Here is a 17829-nt window from a genome sequence, read left to right as displayed (position 1 = left end):
GTATTGGGCTGAATACCTAAGATATCGGCAGCAGAACGTGCGGTTACTTCCAATACAAAATATTCAAGCAGTTTTCTTTGCAGACTCTTCTTTAACTTACAGTGGGTTATCTTCATTTTGGCAGCCTGTCATGACTGCTAATCTACGTCAGCCCCAAAATTTATACCATTACGCTGCCTTGTCAGGCGGTGCCGGCCTCGGTTTCGGCACAAATCCGGCACACCCCGGAACAGGCAATGGCAAAGAAAAAAGCCTAAACACTTGTTTAGGCTTTGGAAATTTGGTGGGTCGTGAAGGATTCGAACCTTCGACCAACGGATTAAAAGTCCGCTGCTCTACCAGCTGAGCTAACGACCCGAAGAACGCGCATTTTAATCATGCGCAGTTTTCCTGTCAAGTGTTTTTGGGCGGTTTTGTGGATTTTATATAGAAACTGCCGTAATAATTCATTTCACCGGCAGTAGATATGCTATTATTCTCTACATTCCGGCAAATGATGCCGGTGGACTCTGATATTTCACACACGAGGATAAATCTGAAATGAAAAAATTGTTGATTGCTGCTTTAGCCGCGGCTGCTTTGGCCGCATGCTCGCAAGAGGCCAAACAAGAAACGAAAGAAGCCATGCAGGCCGTGGCTTCTGACGTGAAAACCGATGCCGCCGCCGCCCAGGCCGAAGCAGCTTCTGCCGTAAACAGCGTGGTTGAGGCGGCCAAAGAAGCAGGTGCAGAAATGGAAAACGCGGCTTCCCATGCAGCAGAAGCCGGAAAAGAAGCGGCTGAAGCGGGCAAAGATATGGCGGCCGATGCGGTAAGTGCGGTTAAAGAAGCTGCCGAGGACGCGGCAACTGCGGCCAAAGAAGCAGCAGCCAAAGTGAAAGAGGCGGCGCAATAAGCAGTAACTGCCTGATAAAAGGGTGGGCGCGGCTGCCTGCCCTTTTGCCGTTTTAAGGCCGTCTGAAACCTATTTAGCGGATTCATACTTCGATACAAGGCAGCAAGCCGCAGACAATACAAGTCGTACGGCAAGGCGCAGCAACGCCGTGGCTAAAGTTCAGTTAATCTGCTATCGCGTGCTTTCATTTCTGTTGCGGCGTTGCCGTGCTGCTTTATTGCCTGCAGCTTGCCGCCTTACAGGAAATAAAGTGGATTCGCTATATGCCCCAAGACTTTGCGGCCGGGATTCGGTATGGCCGCCTTACCGGTGCGCCGTATAAATCCTGTACAATTGCCTTTCTTATCCCCTCCCGCCCGATGCGGATTCTGTTATGCGTACGCCTGCCGTCAATCCTAAAATCATTGCCACGCTGCCGGTTTTTTTCAGCGTGCTCATTGCCACTGTGTTTATTTGGTATTTCAATGTGCCGAAGCTCACCACGCCGTTTGTGCTGGGCATTATTGCCGGCGGTTTGGTGGATTTGGACAACCGTCTGACCGGCCGTCTGAAAAATATCGTGATAACGGTGGTGCTGTTTTCGATTGCTTCGCTTTCGGCACAAATCACTTACGGCTCGGGCCTGCCGTTTATTCTCGCGATGACGCTGCTTACCCTGGTGTTTACGCTGATGGGGGCGGTGGGGCTGCGTTACCGCACGCTTGCATTCGGCGCGCTGGCGGTGGCTACTTACACCACTTTGTCGTACACGCCCGGTATGCCGTGGGGGGTCAATCCGTTGATGATTTTGTGCGGCACCCTGCTCTACAGCGTGATGACGCTGATTCTGCATATTGTGTTTCCGCACCGTCCCGTACAGGAAAATATGGCGGCCGCCTATTCGGCTCTGGGCGGTTATCTGGATGCCAAAGCCGAATTTTTCGACCCCGATGAAACCGAGCAGTTGGAAAACCGCCAAATTGATTTGGCAATGAAAAACACCGCCATCATCGAAGCATTCAACCGCTGCCGCAACGCGCTGTTTTACCGTATGCGCGGGCAGCACCGCCACCCGCGCACCAGCCGTATGCTGCGCTATTACTTCACCGCACAGGATATTCACGAGCGCATCAGCTCCACCTATATGGATTACCGCGAGCTGGCCGAAACCTTAAAAAACACCGACTTGATTTTCCGCATCCACCGCCTGCTCGAATTGCAGGCGCAGGCCTGCCGCGATGTGGCCGAAAGCCTGCGCAGCGGGCAGCCCTACCAATACAGCAAACGCCTGCAGCGCGCCATCGAGGGCTGCCGCCAATCGCTGAAACTGTATGCCGGAACCCACGGCGGCAGCGGGGTACACACCCTGCAGAGGCTGCTTGAAAACCTGTTCAGTGTTGACTACCAGCTCAGCCACATCGAAAGCGGCAACCAAGAAGAGGAAGAGATGCCGTCTGAAAAACACCGCATTGCCGGCATGGAAGGCGGCGGCCTGCGCAATGTTTGGCGCACTGTGCGCAGCCAGCTTAATTTTGAATCGGCGGTATTCCGCCACGCCGTGCGTCTGGCCGTTGTGGTGTTTACTGCCTGCACCATCGTTGAAGTGTTCCATATCCACTTCGGCTATTGGATTCTGCTCACAGCGGTGTTTGTGTGCCAACCCAACTATTCGGCCACCAAAAGCCGCATCAACCAGCGCATCGCCGGCACGGTGCTGGGGGTATTGGCCGGCTCGCTGGTGCCCTATTTCACGCCTTCGGTTGAAACCAAACTGTGGATTGTGTTGGCGGCCACCACGCTGTTTTTCTTTTTCCGCACCTTTAAATACAGCTTTTCCACCTTTTTCATCACTGTGCAGGCGCTTACCGCGCTGTCGCTGGCGGGCGAAGACGTGTTTTCGCTCACCTGGCACCGTATGGCCGACACCTTGATCGGCTCGGCCATCGCCTGGGGCGCGGTGTCGTATCTGTGGCCCGATTGGCACTATCTCACCCTCGAACGCACTGCAGCACAAGCCGTGAGCCGCAACGGCGTTTACCTGCGCCATATTCTCGGCCAGCTGCAAAACGGCGGTTCGGACGACATGGCCTACCGCGTGGCCCGCCGCCGCGCCCACGAAGCCGCCGCATCGTTGAGCAGCACACTTTCCGACATGAGCGGCGAGCCGAAAAAATACGCAGCCAAACTGCAAGACGGCTTTACCCTGCTCAAAACCAGCCATGCCCTGATCGGCTATATTTCCGCCCTCGGCGCCTACCGCAACCAAATAACGCAAGGGTGTGCCCCCGAGTTCGGCGGAAATTTCTACCGAACCGCCTATCAAGCGGCAGATATGCTGGAAAATCTGGCTGCACAGCCGCCCGAAGCATTTCAGACGGCCTCGGAACAGATAAGGCAAGAGTTGGCGCAGCTGCACGGCATGATTGGCAGCGACCGCCAAAGCAGCATACTCTGGCAGCAGTTGAACCTTATCGCCCGCCAACTCGAACCCTGCTACCGTATGCTTCACAATACGCAGGCAGACGGCCTGGAGGCGGCCTCAGCCTGATAACCTGTGTTTTGCCCGATTGTGCCGGTTTTCGCTTTATCCGCCCTCCCGGGCGATAACCATGCAGACAGCCGTTTGAAAATATTTGTGCCGCGTTCCATCCGGCCGTCTGAAAAATAAAAAAAATAAAAACCAGTATGGCCGGTTCGCCGTGATGATACATAAACCGCCGAACCGAAAGCCGTACCACAGACCCGGGCGGCGCAGCCGTTATCTGAAAACGGGGCGGCGATGGCAGAAAACATCATCTTTTCCTTCTTCTGACACGCTCTCTTTCCAACAGCCTGCTGAGCGGCCGTTATGGTTTATTGTTCAGACGGCCGCGCAATTTATGGTGGAAAACAACCATATCGGGCAGATATGTTAGAATGCCGCCTTTTTCGCACCCTCACGTTTTTTTAGGAAAGCAACCATTATGGTCGGACATCCCTCAGTCGGCACCCCCTTGTTTTACGGGATATTTTTTGCTGCCATTTTAGTGATGATTGCCGTTGATATGCTGTCGCTCAAAAAAAACGGCACACATAAAGTCGGCCTGAAAGAAGCACTGGCATGGTCTGCCGTGTGGGTGGCGGTATCGTGCGCCTTTGCCGGCTGGCTGTATTTCGAGCTGGCGGGCAATCCGCTCTACGGGCACGATGTTGCGAAACAGAAAACGCTGGAGTTTTTCACCGGCTATGTGTTGGAAAAATCGTTGGCGGTAGATAATATCTTCGTGTTTTTAATGATTTTTTCCTATTTCAAAGTGCAGCCGCAATACCAACACCGCGTGTTGCTCTACGGCGTGTTCGGCGCCATCGCGCTGCGCATGATCATGATTTTTATCGGCGCGGCACTGGTGAGCCGTTTCGAGTGGATTTTATATGTGTTCGGCGCCTTTCTGCTCTACACCGGCTTGAAAATGATCAAACCGGGCGGTGATGACGATGAGGATTTGTCGGGCAACAAACTGCTCAACTGGGTAAAAAGCCATATTCCGGTGAGCAAAGATTTCCACGGCGAAAAATTCTTCACCGTTGAAAACGGCAAACGCATTGCCACCCCCATGCTGCTGGTGCTGGTGATGATCGAAATGAGCGATGTTGTCTTCGCGGTGGACAGCATTCCGGCAGTTTTCGCCGTTACCACCGACCCGTTTATCGTGCTCACGTCCAACATTTTCGCCATTCTCGGCCTGCGCGCCATGTATTTTCTGCTGGCCGACATTGCCGACCGTTTCGTATTTTTAAAATTCGGCCTGGCCTTCGTATTGGGTTTTATCGGCATCAAAATGCTGATTATGCACTGGGTGCATATTCCCGTGGGCGTGTCGCTTTCCGTGGTGTTCGGCGCGCTGGGCGTGTCGGTGTTGATTTCGCTGATGCACAGCCGCAAAGAAAGCCCCCCCGCAGACCCGCTGTAAAACCTAAAAAGCAGATGTTTCAAGCATCTGCTTTTTTTCGATATCAGGCAGCAAACCAAACAGACAGCAGGCAGCCGGTTGCGTTATTGCCCGGGCGGTTTAAAACCTTTCCCTTTAAGCAAAGCGCGGCAATGCCGTAACAGAAATCGAGCGGATTCATTATAGGCAGACGCCTTTGCAAAATCCGCTTAGGCCGTCTGAAACCAGAAAACCACCTTAACGGCTGCAACTTTATTGCCAGCCAATCCGTTTTATTCGATACTGCCCTGCACCGCCTTACCGCACCATGCCCCACGCGCACCGCCACGGCAGCATCACACACCACTGCACCTGTCATCCCCGCAGCAGCTCGGCAGGGCGGCAGATTATCTTTCGCTCAGCCAAACACATCGCACACCAAACGCAAGCCAACGGCTTGGGTCAGGCGGGAAAACCGCAGCCATTCCCCGGCCGCCGCATGGCAGATGCCGAAACGGGGCGCAAACTGCCGATTGTCGCACTGCATTTGACAACAGCATTTAACAGGCCTATTGTTTCCGCACCGTTGAAATGCCCCCAAGTCTGCACAGAAAACACCGCCGCCCCGCCGCACCGGCAGAAGTCGGACACCTGTAGATGATTTTCAGCATCGCCGCGACAAAGATCTGCCCGCCGGCTCCAAACCGGCAATGTGGAAGCTTTTTTTATTTCAGACGGCCTTAACGGATTGAATAGCTAAGATTAACACGGTAAACTTAGCCCCATTAAATTTTTTTATAACTGTCTTACCGAAAATGAAACCAGCTTTTGATGTGAAATCAGCACGCTTAGACGTGCTTTCAGCGCAGTTGCATACTGCTGATTTAGGGGAATTGGAAGAATTTTTACAACAGCGCGTAAGCCAGCACAAAGAGCTGGGCAGCATGTTGTTTTTATTGGACGTGCAGGAATTTGCCAACCCGGGCGAATTAAGCATTGCCGCCGTTGTGTCGCTGTTTGCCCGCTACGGTTTGCAAATCATCGGGCTGCGCCATGAAAACGAAGCCTGGGCCACCTATGCCGAGGCCTATCATTTAACGTTCAGCCGCAACGATCCGAAACCGGAACCCCCGGCCAAACCGGCACCGCCCCCCGAACCTGCGGCCACCGTAATCAGCAAACCAACCGTACTCATCAACACTCCCATCCGCACCGGCCAACAGGTATATGCCGAACATGCCGATCTCATTGTAACCAGCATTGTCAATGAAGGTGCGGAAATCATTGCCGATGGCAATATCCACGTTTACGGCACCATGCGCGGCCGTGCGCTGGCCGGCGCCACCGGCAACCGCAAAGCGCGGATATTCATCCAGTCGATGCAGGCGGAGCTGGTATCGGTGGCAGGAATTTACCGTAATTTCGAACAAAGCCTGCCTGCACACCTCAACAAAAAAGCCGTGCAGGTATCGCTTCAAGAAAACCGTCTGGTTATCAGCGCTATTGACGGAGACTAACCGCTTTGGTTTTAAACGATTTGATTTTTAAAAGGAAACACTGTGGCAAAAATTATTGTAGTAACTTCAGGTAAAGGCGGCGTAGGCAAAACCACCTCCAGTGCCAGCATCGCCTCGGGTTTGGCCATACGCGGCCACAAAACCGCCGTTATCGACTTCGATGTAGGCTTGCGCAATCTCGACCTGGTTATGGGTTGCGAACGCCGCGTGGTCTATGACCTGATTAACGTTATCCAAGGCGAAGCCTCTTTAACCCAGGCTCTGATTAAAGACAAACACTGCGACAACCTCTTTATTCTGCCGGCCTCGCAAACCCGCGATAAAGATACACTGAACCATGAGGGCGTAGGCCGGGTACTCAAAGAGCTGACCGATGAAATGAACTTCGAATACGTTATCTGCGACTCGCCTGCAGGTATCGAGAAAGGTGCGCTGATGGCTCTGTATTACGCCGATGAAGCCATCATCACCACCAATCCCGAAGTATCCAGCGTGCGCGACTCCGACCGTATTTTGGGCATTCTGCAAAGCAAATCGCTCAAAGCCGAAAAAGGCGAAACCGTGAAAGAACACCTGCTGATTACCCGCTATTCACCCGAGCGTGTCGAAAAAGGCGAAATGCTGTCGGTGCAGGATATCTGCGATATTCTGCGCATTCCGCTGATCGGTGTGATTCCCGAGTCGCAAAACGTATTACAGGCCTCCAATTCCGGCGCCCCCGTTATCCACCAAAACGATGTAGCCGCCGCAGAAGCCTATAAAGACGTGGTATCCCGCCTGCTGGGAGAAAACCGCGAAATGCGTTATCTCGAAGCCGAGAAAAAAGGCTTCTTCAAACGCCTGTTCGGAGGTTGATCATGTCATTGATTGATTTATTGTTCGGCAGAAAAAACAAAACCGCCGCCGTTGCGCGCGACCGCCTGCAGATCATCATCGCCCAAGAGCGTGCCAAAGAGCAGGCTCCCGATTACCTGCCCACCCTGCAAAAAGAGCTGCTGGAAGTGTTGTCTAAATATGTGCATGTATCTTTGGAAGACATCCGCATCTCCCAAGAAAAACAGAACGGCTTGGACGTGCTTGAACTGAACATCACCTTGCCGGAGCAAAAGAAGGTTCAAGAAGTATGACCCTGACCGAGTTGCGCTACATCGTTGCAGTGGCACAGGAACGCCATTTCGGACGTGCCGCCCGCCGCTGCTTCGTAAGCCAGCCCACCCTTTCAATTGCCATCAAAAAATTGGAAGAAGAACTGGCCGTATCGCTGTTTGACCGAAGCAGCAACGACATCATCACAACCGAAGCGGGCGAGCGCATCATCGCCCAGGCACGCCGCGTATTGGAAGAGGCCGATTTAATCAAACACCTGGCCAATGAAGAGCAAAACGAATTGGACGGCGCATTCAAGCTCGGCCTGATTTTTACCGTAGCACCCTATCTTCTGCCCAAGCTGATTGTGTCGTTGCGCAGCACTGCTCCGAATATGCCGCTGATGCTTGAAGAAAACTACACCCAGATTCTTACAGAATCCCTCAAACGCGGCGATTTGGATGCCCTGATTGTTGCAGAGCCTTATCACGAACCGGGCATCATCACCGACCCTCTGTATGACGAACCGTTTTTTGTGATTGTCCCCAAAGGCCACCACTTCGAAGAGCTCGACACCGTAACCCCCGCCATGCTGAGCCAAGAGCAGGTGCTGCTGCTCACAGAAGGCAACTGTATGCGCGATCAGGTTTTGGCGAGCTGCTCCGAGCTGGCCTCCCGTCAAAAAATACAGGGGCTGACCAACACCCTGCAAGGAAGCTCCATCAACACTATCCGCCATATGGTGGCCAGCGGCCTTTCCATCAGCGTACTGCCTGCCACCGCCCTCACCGAAAACGACCATATGCTGTTCAGCATTATCCCGTTTGAAGGCAGTGCCCCGCACCGCCGTGTGGTGCTGGCCTACCGCCGTAACTTTGTGCGTCCCAAAGCCCTTTCGGCCCTGCGCAATGCCATATTGGCATCGCAGTTGAACGGCGTGAGCTTTATAGAACCCCAGGCCGTCTGAAACCGGCTTCTGCACACTGCAAACAGCCCCGCTGTTTCAGACGGCCGTATATTGCAGCTCAGCCGTTTTGCTTTCAAAAACCACTCATGTTTACAGTTTGATACAGAAAATTTAAACACAAAACGTGCAAACCCCAAATCCGGCTTCTACGCAGCACTCCGCAGCCCCGCACTGTATTCTTACTTAATCCAAGAAATATATTAAACAAAACCAGAAATAACACAGCATCAGCCTATTTTGCTATACGCCGTATATAGCGGGCACACATTTCAGGCACAAAAAAGCAGGCCGCAAACCATACCGATAATACAATACGGCTCCGATTCTGTTGCCGCTTCAGCGGTTTACAATCGTTCTCTTGAATTGAAAGAGCAAAATGCCGTAGCGGATTAAGCGGACCCTCCAAGTTTGTAACAGTATGCGGCTTGCCGTGATGTTTTAAAGGCCGTCTGAAAACACCGGTTGATGTTTCAGACGGCCCGAGATGCAGAAAAATCCAGCATGGTTGATACGGCAGATTGTGAAAGGGACCTGTACCTTGCAAAAGAAATTCTCGTTTCACGATGCCGTGCGGCCTGACCGTATCCCCTTCTCTCAACCAATTCCGCAACGGCCTTGGCCGGCGTTCAGAATCTTTACCCGGCACACTGCATTTCTATCGGCATGAATCGCCTTGCTTCGCCGCCGGCTTGCCGGCGGTTGGGTTTAATCGTCCTTACGGCGCACCAGCAGCACCGGCACATGCGATTTACGCACCACCCCCTCGGCAACGGAACCCATCAGCAGGTGCATCAGCCCCGAAAAACCGTGGGTACCCATCACGATTAAATCACAGTTTTCTTCTGCCGCCTGCGCCACCAGCAGATCAGCGGTTTTGTCGCCCGCGCTTTCCATAATCAGGCTTTCGTGGCGCACGCCTGCCGCTTCGAGCACTGTGCGGTTTTTTTCCAAAACCTGGATGCCGGCAGCTTCCACCGCCTTGCGCACAGCAGTAGTGTCGCTGAAAGCGGGCGAGCCCCAGTCGAATTGGGCAACATCAACCACATGCACAGCCAAAATAGCGGCATCAAGCTGCTTGGCCAGCTTGCAGGCTTCTTTCAAGGCATACAGGGCTGCGGTGCTGTCGTCTACGGGAACAAGAATACGTTGATACATGGGCATCTCCTCAGGTTTGCGGTGAAAAGTTGGTTGGCTTTGGCGGTGGTTTGTGTTTGCGGTTTACTCTGAATAGACTGCACAAAATATTTGGAGCAGCATTCATTGGCAAAATCCCCCTTTTTCCGGCAAGGATTGCACAAGGTTAAACATTGCCCGGGCAGTATATCAAATTTGATGTAAAGAATCGGGATAATCGCGGTTTCTTTCTAACCGGCAGAATCTGCCAGACAAAAAACGGGGGGCTGTGAAAAGCAGCGAAAATACTTTACTGCTTTTATGGTTTCCAACAAGAAAAAGCAATGCAGCCAACCATAAATTTCAAACAATTTTATTAATTGAAATGTTACTGCATTCCGATAACACCGTATATTGATTTTTAAATTATCGTATTATTATAAATTATCGTATTATTATAATACTCTTTTAGCTTGAGAGATATTTTATGAAACAAGGAATAAGTGTAAAAAAATTGCGCCATAAAGCAGAGCTTCCTATATTGGTATTGACAAATCTCTGACGTGCGCCCAAGAATGGACGGCCGACCGTTGCGCTTATTACTACGCACCCGAAGGAAAGCGGTCTATGATGGTTTTGTTTGCCGGTAAAAACCTATATTCCCAAGTTGATTTTGATGAATATATCAGAAGTGTGCGCAATCATAAGAATGGTTTTTGGTTAAAACTTTCCAATTTTTTGGCCGGTCATGCTGTGGGATTCCGCAGAATGGAGACCATTAAAGAAACCGAGGAAAAAGGTTGGGATGTCCACGGGAAAATGTTATAGCGGGTATGGTTTATAGTTGCTACATTAGACTTCCCATTAAGGAAAGATATAAAATATGTAGGAATTTTTAATATTTTTCTCAGAAAAATTTAAACCGTATATTATAAATGTTAAAGCAGTAAAGTCGTCTTTACTGCTTTTATGGCTTCCAAAATAAAGTTGCCCGGCCGGAAAGGCTGTTTGCTTTGTGTCAAGTTAAGGTGAGGCCGTCTGAATATCGAGAAAGCCTATCTGTGGTTTTCAGACGGCCAAACCCTTGAATGACCGGTTACCGCTTCACCCAGCCTGCACTCAGCGCCCATTCGGCGGGGGTATAGTATTTGGGCTGGCGCGCGGGTATGCCTAAGGTGTTGCGGTACACCACACGGTAGCGGTCGGTATACCAGTTAGGCACCACGATATATTGATGGCGCAGCACACGGTCGAGTGCGCGCGATGCGGCCACCAGCTCCGTGCGGGTTTCAAAGCTCTCGAAATGCTTAAGCAGGGCTTCTACGGCAGGGTCGCACACACCCGCCCAATTGTGGCTGCCTTCGGCTTTGGCAGAGGCGCAGCTGAAATAGTCGAACTGCTCGTTGCCGGGGCTTTGGCTGTTGGCATACACCACAACGGTCATATCGAAATCGAAGCTGCCTACCCGTTTGCGGTAAACCGAAGGGTCGGCCATACGCACATTCATGCGCACACCGATTTTGGCCAAGTCGTTGCGCCATTTTGTGGTTACACGCTCATAGGTTTTGCTCGGGCTGAGAAACTCCACCACCAGCGGCCTGCCTTGCGGGTTTACCAACACGCCGTTGCGGTAGCGGTAGCCTGCCTGCTCGAGCAGGGCGCGCGCTTTGCGCAGATTGGGGCGTATGCCGTGCACAGGGTCGGTTTTGGGCGGTTCGGGCGCGTTTTGGGCGAACACGGCAGCCGGCAGGTGGCGGCGGACGCGCTCGAGCATGGCCGCTTCCATGCCCGAAGGCTTGCCCGATGCAGCCATTTCGCTGTGGGTGAAAAAACTGTTGCTGCGCCGGTAGAGGCCGTAAAACAGGCGTGCATTGGTGTTTTCAAAGTCGAAACTTTCCACCAGCGCCTGCCGCACGCGGATATCGTTAAACGGCGCACGGCGCAGGTTCATCACAAAGCCCTGCATACCGGCGGTGTTGCTGTGCCGCCATTCGTGTTTGCGCAAACGGCGCTTGGCCAGCAACTCTTCAGGATAAGCCCGCGCCCAATTGCGGGCGGAATTTTCCTGCATGAAGTCGTATTGCCCGCCTTTGATGCCCTCGAGACGCACGGTGTCGTCTTTATAATATTTGAAACGCACGGTGTCGAAGTTATACATGCCTTTGCGCACGGGCAGGTTTTGCGCCCAATAGTTTTTATCGCGCACAAATTCGCTCAAACGGCCGCTGTCGGCTTTATTGAAACGATAAGGGCCCGAGCCGATGGGCGGCGTGTTGGGAGCCGCCGCCAACCCTTTGGGATAGCTTTTGTGCGAAAACACCGGCAGCTCGCCCAAAGTCATATGCAGCTCGGCGTTGCGCTTTTTGAAACGGAACACCACCGTGCGCATATCGGGGGTTTCTACGCGCGCCACATCGGCCCAATAAAAGCGGTACATGGGCACGGCGGCTTTGTCGCGGGTGAGGGTGTTAAACGAAGCGGCCACGTCTTTGGCCTGCACGGGGTCGCCGTTGTGAAAGCGTGCTTTAGGGTTGATTTTGAAGGTTACCGAAAGGCCGTCTGAAGCCGGGGAGATGTCTTGTGCCAGTAGACCGTATATGGCAAACGGCTCGTCTTTGCCTTTCTCGGCGAGCGTGTCGAGCGTGAGCATGGCCATGCCGGCTTCGCGGCTGCCCTTGAGGGTGAACGGGTTGAACGTGTCGAAGCCGCCTGCCGCAGGCAGCGTGAACGTGCCGCCTTTGGGAGCTTCGGGATTCACATAATCAAACGATTTAAAGCCGGCAGGGTGCCTCACCGGCTGGCCCAAAGCCAAACCGTGGGCGGCATAGGCATGAGCGGCGGCAAAAAGCAAAATCAGGGCGGAAAAAATTTTCATCTTGAAACGCTTAACAAAACATGCGGTATTTATTGTAGCCTATCGGCAGGGTTGTCCACACACCGTTTTGGCACGGGTCGGTTTATTTTCTGCCGCGATATTCGAAACACCGACCCGCAGCTTAATTGTGAAACGCTTCATTTCCGACACCAGGCAGTAAGCCGCAGACGGTAATGACCCCGCCCGGGCGGCTTATACAACCATTCTCTTTGAGCCGGGGCTCGGCAATGCTGTAGCGCAAACGAAGTGATTCACGATAGGCCGAAGCCTTTGAAACATATCTTAAGGCCGTCTGAAAAAAGGCCATCTGAAAGGCTTAAATATCATTAATTCCCATGCGGGCGGAAAGCCAAATGAAAATATGGAAGTATAGGTTAAACAAATACCGGAATGGCAAACGATCGGATTTCCGTCTGCGCAGAAATGGCGGCAAATAAACTTCTTAACGTTTTTTGAGTCCTGCAAGGCGTTCAGGCCGTCTGAAAACCGCATTCCCATTTTGTGAGCCTGCTTTATCACAACGGCCTGCCATTTCCACAGCCAAGCACTTTAAAATAACAACAACATTGATTTGCCTGATTGTGCAGCCCGCACTATCTCCGCCCGCTGCTTTATGCTTATTTTTTGCTATTTGGGGCAGGTGGGTTATCACACCTATCCGCCCGAAACGGTTTGTTTTGATAAAAATATAAAAACACAACGTTCACCACTATAATACGGATACGCCCCCACCCAACCCGACAGCCTAAACATGAAATTCGCCTTCTTTATTTTATATTTAATCCAACTGCTGCCGTTTCGCGCCATTCACAAGCTGGCCGACTTTATCGGCTTACTGGCCTATTATGCCGTCAAACCGCGCCGCAGGGTAGGCGAAATCAATTTGCAGAAATGCTTTCCCGAATGGAGCGAAAGCAAGCGCACCTCCGTGTTAAAGCACCATTTCCAACACATGGCCAAGCTGATGCTCGAATACGGCCTCTATTGGTATGCCCCTGCCGAACGCCTGCGCCGCTTCGTGCGTTACCAAAACAAACACCATCTCGACAATGCGCTTTCCGCAAGCGAAAAAGTGATTCTGCTCTACCCCCATTTCACCGCATTCGAAATGGCGGTTTATACCCTCAACCAAGACGTGCCGCTTACCAGCATGTATTCCCACCAGAAAAACCGGGCGGTGGACGAGCAGATTCTCAAAGGCCGCCACCGCTACAACAACGTATTTCTCATCGGCCGCAACGAAGGATTGCGGGCCATCATCAAACAAATCCGCAAAAGCGGCGCCCCTTTTCTTTATCTGCCCGACCAAGATTTCGGCCGCAACGATTCGATTTTCGTTAACTTTTTCGGCATTCCCACCGCCACCATTGCCGGTTTGGGCCGCATTTCAGGCCTAACCGGCGCCAAAGTTATTCCCGCCATTCCCATCCGCGAAGCCGACAATACCGTAACACTGCGTTTTTATCCCGCCTGGGAAAACTTTCCCACCGAAAGCGCAGAATCCGACACCCAGCGCATGAACGACTTCATCGAAGCACGCACACGCGAACACCCGGAGCAATATTTCTGGCTGCACAAACGCTTCAAAACCCGCCCGGAAGGCGAGCCGGGTTTTTACAGTTAGTTTTTTACAGTTAATTGTAAATGTTTCAGACGGCCTCTAAATAATACAAACAATACAAACCACCTTTCTTAATAACGTATTAAAGAAAGGCGGCATTTTTTATCGCCAAACACCGGATTACATACCGCTACCTATCAAGCTTTCGGCATAACCGATACCGTACAGCAACAATACCGCCCAAAATAAACCTCTGAAATTCAAACCACTACACTATTGCCATTGCTAAAAAACCATCATGCGACACTCCAAACCCTGATAATAAATATCCAAAAAACAGCAGATTTCCCCAAAAAAATATAAAAAACTGCCAAACAACAGCCATAAAGTTCCAAAAACATCAACTGTCAACTTCTCAAAACCCGCATAAAAATCAAAAACTTTGCAACAAGGGCTTGGCAAAGCGGAAAAAAACAGGTAAATTCAAACTACATCCCACTACACGAAATCAATAACGTGTAAACGGTATTCCAAAAATCAAGCGAGAACAAAGGAGTTAATAGAGATGGCAAATTACCAAAGCGAAATCAAAGAAGCCGCGGATCTGAAACAACAGATGGGTTCGGGCTGGAGCGCGATTACCCCGGAATATGTTGCGCGTATGCGGCTGCAAAACCGCTTCAAAACAGGCTTGGATATCGCCAAATACACCGCCGCCATTATGCGCCGCGACATGGCCGAATACGATGCCGACCCCGCAAACTACACCCAATCGCTCGGCTGCTGGCACGGTTTTGTCGGGCAGCAAAAACTGATTTCTATTAAGAAACACCAAAAAACCACCAACAAACGCTACCTGTATCTCTCCGGCTGGATGGTGGCCGGCATGCGTTCCGAATTCGGCCCGCTGCCCGACCAATCCATGCATGAAAAAACCAGCGTTCCGGCTTTGATTGAAGAGCTTTACACTTTCCTGAAACAAGCCGATGCCCGCGAACTCGACCTGCTGTTTACCGCACTGGATGCCGCCCGCGCCGCCGGCGACAAAGCCAAAGAGCAGGAAGTCCAAAATCAGATCGATAACTTCGAAACCCACATCGTGCCGATTATCGCCGATATCGATGCCGGTTTCGGCAACGCCGAGGCCACCTATCTCTTAGCTAAAAAAATGATCGAGGCGGGTGCCTGCTGTATCCAAATCGAAAACCAAGTTTCCGATGAAAAACAATGCGGCCACCAAGACGGCAAAGTAACCGTTCCGCACGTTGATTTCTTGGCGAAAATCAACGCCGTCCGCTACGCATTCTTGGAGTTGGGCGTGGACGATGGCGTGATTGTCGCCCGTACCGACTCTTTGGGTGCCGGCCTAACCAAACAGATTGCCTACTCATTGCAACCGGGCGATTTGGGCGACCAATACAACAGCTTCTTGGACGGCGAAGAAATCACCGATCTGAGCCAAATCAAACCGGGCGATGTGATTGTGAACACCAACGGCAAAACCATCAAACCCGTACGCCTGCCGAGCAACCTGTTCCAGTTCCGCAAAGGCACCGGCATTGACCGTGTTGTGCTCGACTGCGTAACCTCGCTGCAAAACGGTGCCGACTTGCTGTGGATTGAAACCGAAAAACCACACATCGGCCAAATTAAAGAAATGGTGGATAAAATCCGCGAAACCATTCCGAACGCCAAGCTGGTATATAACAACAGCCCCTCGTTCAACTGGACGCTGAACTTCCGCCAACAAGTGTTCGATGCCTGGCAGGAGGCCGGAAAAGACATATCGGCCTATGACCGCGCCAAACTGATGAGCGTGGATTACGATGACACCGATTTGGCCAAAGAGGCCGATGAACGCATCCGCACCTTCCAAAAAGATGCGTCTGCCCAAGCCGGCATCTTCCACCACCTGATTACCCTGCCCACCTACCACACCGCAGCCCTCTCCACCGACAATCTGGCCAAAGGCTATTTTGCCGATCAAGGCATGCTGGCCTATGTAAAAGGCGTGCAGCGTGAAGAAATCCGCCAAGGCATCGCCACAGTGAAACACCAAAACATGGCCGGCTCCGATATCGGCGACAACCACAAAGAATATTTTGCCGGTGAAGCCGCCCTGAAGGCGGGTGGGAAAGACAACACCATGAACCAATTCTCGTAAGAGACCGTTTCAGACGGCCTCAACGAAAGGCCGTCTGAAACCGACTTCTTTATCTGCACAGAGTTGAGCTGTGCGGATAAAGTGCAGGCGCAAGCCTGTATTGTTTGTGAAGCGTAAATCTCTGATTTGAGGTATTTCGGGCAATCCTTACAGATTGCCCGCTTTTTTGCCACCAAAAACTCCAAACCATGCAGCAGCATACAGTCAGATAACATAGCCACTGTTGAGAAGCATTCAGTTGGAAGATTTTTATGATGAGCAATAGGAGTTTTAAAATGTCAAATGACTATCAGAAGCTTAAGAGTAAAGACGCCAGCCGCATCATTAGCCTACCACAGATATACGCTGGATAGATTATCTAAACTGGAACAATGTCAAGTTTATTTTAAGCAATAATGCGATATGACTATAATGCAGTGATTTAGCTGCTCTGCGTGCATGGAGCGATACCCCGAACACGAAATGAACTATTAATTCCCTTCCAAAGCCAAAGCCGTTTAAGCCACTACAGACAAAACAAACTCATCGAACTGTGTGCAGCAGGCGTTACAGCACGGACTGCCGAACCGGCTGGTGTAAACAAAGACACTGCCGCCTATTATTTTCAGCTCTGCGCTTACTTAGCTTCCACAACAGCCCGCATTTGGAAATGCTTGAGGGCGGAGTAGAAATTGATGAAAGCTGTTTCGACAGACGGCGCAAAGGACGGCGCAGACGCAGGGCGGTAGGAAAGGTAGTGGTTTTCGGTATTATGAAACGGAACGACAAAGTCTATACGGTAGTTGCAAACAATGCCGAATCAGACACCTTGATGCCTATAATCAAACAGAAAATCATGCCGGACAGTATTGTTTATACAGACAGCCTGAGCAGCTACGAGACGCTGGATGTCAGCGGTTTTATCCATCACCGTATCAACCATTCCAAAGCGTTTGCCGACCGTCAGAACCACATCAACGGTATTGAGAATTTTTGGAATCAGGCCAAGCGCGTGCTACGCAAATACAACGGAATCGACCGAAAGTCTTTTCCCCTATTCTTGAAAGAATGCGGGTTTCGGTTTAACTTCGGTACACCGTCTGAGCAGCTTAAAATCCCGCAAGATTGGTGTGGAATTTAGGGATAATCTACTTCAGCCCCTAATATTTTTCCCGGGAAATGGAAAAGCGCTATGGCGCAATGATTAACGAAATTTTTACCCTGGAAGAGTTGTTTGCAGAAAAAATCAAGCGAACCGACAGCCTGCCCAAGTCCAAACTGGACAATGACGAGCTTATGCTCCGCATTTGGCTCGACAATGCCTTACCGCCCTACAGCCCGCCCGGGCATATCCGCAAAGTTTTGAAAGCGTTTAAACGGCACACCGATGAGGAAGGCTTTGAATCCGTCAAATATCTGTTGAAACGGCGCGGCATCAAGGCGGAAGACTATCTGGCCGACTGAGGTTTTGTCCCTCCTTTTGCGCATACTTATCAGGCCGTCTGAAAACACCTTTCCCGTTTTCAGACGGCCAATTTATTTATAAAGCCTTATACCTCGATCCATGAAAAAATCAAAATATCTCGACTTTCACGCTTCCCTGTCTATATCTGTTTTGTTCGGTTCCTTGCTCTTTTCCCTGCATCCTCCTTCAGGGGGTGTTAAATATCGTGCAAAACTGAGCCAGGGAAACGGGGAGTTGTGCTCCAAAATTGAGCCACTCTCCGTTTGTTATAAACTGCTCCGCTTTATCACACAGCGGAGCCCAACCTGGATGTTATGCATG

At 51.4% G+C, this 17829-nt stretch carries 14 protein-coding genes, 1 tRNA gene and 2 pseudogenes; 13 read left to right on the top strand and 4 right to left on the bottom strand.

The window, feature by feature from the left end:
• Positions 1–116: pseudogene (locus IR141_RS10070) on the bottom strand (IS1595 family transposase); the annotation flags it as partial.
• 165 nt (positions 117–281) lie between these two features.
• Positions 282–357 (bottom strand) — tRNA-Lys (locus tag IR141_RS10065).
• 183 nt (positions 358–540) lie between these two features.
• Here IR141_RS10065 and IR141_RS10060 point away from each other — a divergent pair.
• The 8 genes from IR141_RS10060 (at position 541) to IR141_RS10025 (ending at position 8351) form a co-directional block, all read left to right on the top strand.
• Complete coding sequence (locus IR141_RS10060) at positions 541–894, top strand: lipoprotein (RefSeq protein WP_135036752.1); 354 nt, start codon at positions 541–543, stop codon at positions 892–894.
• 373 nt (positions 895–1267) lie between these two features.
• The gene (gene yccS / locus IR141_RS10055; RefSeq protein WP_135036750.1) at positions 1268–3421 is read left to right on the top strand and encodes a YccS family putative transporter; all 2154 of its coding nucleotides are present in this window, start codon (positions 1268–1270) and stop codon (positions 3419–3421) included.
• Between the two features lie 415 nt (positions 3422–3836).
• Positions 3837–4823, top strand: coding sequence for a TerC family protein (locus IR141_RS10050; RefSeq protein WP_135036748.1), 987 nt, complete (start codon positions 3837–3839; stop codon positions 4821–4823).
• A gap of 286 nt (positions 4824–5109) precedes the next feature.
• Positions 5110–5442 carry a hypothetical protein gene (locus IR141_RS10045; RefSeq protein WP_135036745.1) on the top strand — a complete coding sequence of 111 codons (333 nt, stop codon included), beginning with the start codon at positions 5110–5112 and terminating at the stop codon, positions 5440–5442.
• A gap of 154 nt (positions 5443–5596) precedes the next feature.
• Positions 5597–6298, top strand: a complete 702-nt coding sequence (minC, locus tag IR141_RS10040) for a septum site-determining protein MinC (protein ID WP_135036740.1) — start codon at positions 5597–5599, stop codon at positions 6296–6298.
• Positions 6299–6340: 42 nt separating this feature from the next.
• On the top strand, positions 6341–7153 hold the full coding sequence (minD, locus tag IR141_RS10035) for a septum site-determining protein MinD (protein WP_135036738.1): 813 nt from the start codon (positions 6341–6343) through the stop codon (positions 7151–7153).
• Between the two features lie 2 nt (positions 7154–7155).
• A complete protein-coding gene (minE, locus tag IR141_RS10030; protein ID WP_135036733.1) occupies positions 7156–7425 on the top strand; it encodes a cell division topological specificity factor MinE in 270 nt (89 codons plus the stop codon).
• Positions 7422–8351 (top strand): hydrogen peroxide-inducible genes activator, encoded by a 930-nt coding sequence (locus IR141_RS10025; RefSeq protein ID WP_135036731.1) that lies wholly within the window; start codon positions 7422–7424, stop codon positions 8349–8351. The genes minE and IR141_RS10025 overlap by 4 nt, the downstream gene beginning before the upstream one ends.
• Positions 8352–9056: 705 nt before the next feature.
• Here the strand turns inward: IR141_RS10025 and IR141_RS10020 are convergent.
• Positions 9057–9506, bottom strand: coding sequence for a universal stress protein (locus tag IR141_RS10020; protein WP_135036728.1), 450 nt, complete (start codon positions 9504–9506; stop codon positions 9057–9059).
• 585 nt (positions 9507–10091) lie between these two features.
• Here IR141_RS10020 and IR141_RS10015 point away from each other — a divergent pair.
• Positions 10092–10292 (top strand): hypothetical protein, encoded by a 201-nt coding sequence (locus tag IR141_RS10015; RefSeq protein ID WP_135036725.1) that lies wholly within the window; start codon positions 10092–10094, stop codon positions 10290–10292.
• A gap of 268 nt (positions 10293–10560) precedes the next feature.
• On the opposite strand, the gene IR141_RS10010 is transcribed toward IR141_RS10015, so the two are convergent.
• A complete protein-coding gene (locus IR141_RS10010) occupies positions 10561–12339 on the bottom strand; it encodes an extracellular solute-binding protein (protein ID WP_135036723.1) in 1779 nt (592 codons plus the stop codon).
• Positions 12340–13090: 751 nt separating this feature from the next.
• Between IR141_RS10010 and IR141_RS10005 the strand changes: the two genes are divergently transcribed.
• The 4 genes and pseudogenes from IR141_RS10005 (at position 13091) to IR141_RS09990 (ending at position 17507) form a co-directional block, all read left to right on the top strand.
• Positions 13091–13963: a lipid A biosynthesis lauroyl acyltransferase gene (locus tag IR141_RS10005; RefSeq protein ID WP_135036720.1), complete on the top strand. Its 873-nt coding sequence runs from the start codon at positions 13091–13093 to the stop codon at positions 13961–13963.
• 502 nt (positions 13964–14465) lie between these two features.
• Entirely contained in the window at positions 14466–16064 is a 1599-nt protein-coding gene (locus IR141_RS10000; RefSeq protein ID WP_135036717.1) for an isocitrate lyase, read from the top strand.
• A gap of 524 nt (positions 16065–16588) precedes the next feature.
• Positions 16589–17184, top strand: a pseudogene (locus IR141_RS09995) (IS1595 family transposase).
• Positions 17185–17222: 38 nt separating this feature from the next.
• Positions 17223–17507 carry a hypothetical protein gene (locus IR141_RS09990; protein WP_135036714.1) on the top strand — a complete coding sequence of 95 codons (285 nt, stop codon included), beginning with the start codon at positions 17223–17225 and terminating at the stop codon, positions 17505–17507.
• Positions 17508–17829: the final 322 nt, after the last annotated feature.

It is taken from the genome of Neisseria sp. 19428wB4_WF04, from assembly GCF_015235335.1.
In the GTDB taxonomy this organism is placed as follows: domain Bacteria; phylum Pseudomonadota; class Gammaproteobacteria; order Burkholderiales; family Neisseriaceae; genus Neisseria; species Neisseria musculi.
This window is presented reverse-complemented; position numbering and strand designations above follow the sequence as displayed.

What these genes read in the sequence shown, in the direction of transcription:
- IR141_RS10050 (WP_135036748.1), top strand. Translation starts at nt 3,837, where the DNA reads ATGGTCGGACATCCCTCAGTCGGCACCCCCTTGTTTTACGGGATATTT.
- IR141_RS10020 (WP_135036728.1), bottom strand. Translation starts at nt 9,506, where the DNA reads ATGTATCAACGTATTCTTGTTCCCGTAGACGACAGCACCGCAGCCCTG.
- IR141_RS10015 (WP_135036725.1), top strand. Translation starts at nt 10,092, where the DNA reads ATGATGGTTTTGTTTGCCGGTAAAAACCTATATTCCCAAGTTGATTTT.
- IR141_RS10005 (WP_135036720.1), top strand. Translation starts at nt 13,091, where the DNA reads ATGAAATTCGCCTTCTTTATTTTATATTTAATCCAACTGCTGCCGTTT.
- IR141_RS10060 (WP_135036752.1), top strand. Translation starts at nt 541, where the DNA reads ATGAAAAAATTGTTGATTGCTGCTTTAGCCGCGGCTGCTTTGGCCGCA.
- IR141_RS10000 (WP_135036717.1), top strand. Translation starts at nt 14,466, where the DNA reads ATGGCAAATTACCAAAGCGAAATCAAAGAAGCCGCGGATCTGAAACAA.
- yccS (WP_135036750.1), top strand. Translation starts at nt 1,268, where the DNA reads ATGCGTACGCCTGCCGTCAATCCTAAAATCATTGCCACGCTGCCGGTT.
- IR141_RS10010 (WP_135036723.1), bottom strand. Translation starts at nt 12,339, where the DNA reads ATGAAAATTTTTTCCGCCCTGATTTTGCTTTTTGCCGCCGCTCATGCC.
- IR141_RS09990 (WP_135036714.1), top strand. Translation starts at nt 17,223, where the DNA reads ATGGAAAAGCGCTATGGCGCAATGATTAACGAAATTTTTACCCTGGAA.
- IR141_RS10045 (WP_135036745.1), top strand. Translation starts at nt 5,110, where the DNA reads ATGCCCCACGCGCACCGCCACGGCAGCATCACACACCACTGCACCTGT.
- minE (WP_135036733.1), top strand. Translation starts at nt 7,156, where the DNA reads ATGTCATTGATTGATTTATTGTTCGGCAGAAAAAACAAAACCGCCGCC.
- IR141_RS10025 (WP_135036731.1), top strand. Translation starts at nt 7,422, where the DNA reads ATGACCCTGACCGAGTTGCGCTACATCGTTGCAGTGGCACAGGAACGC.
- minC (WP_135036740.1), top strand. Translation starts at nt 5,597, where the DNA reads ATGAAACCAGCTTTTGATGTGAAATCAGCACGCTTAGACGTGCTTTCA.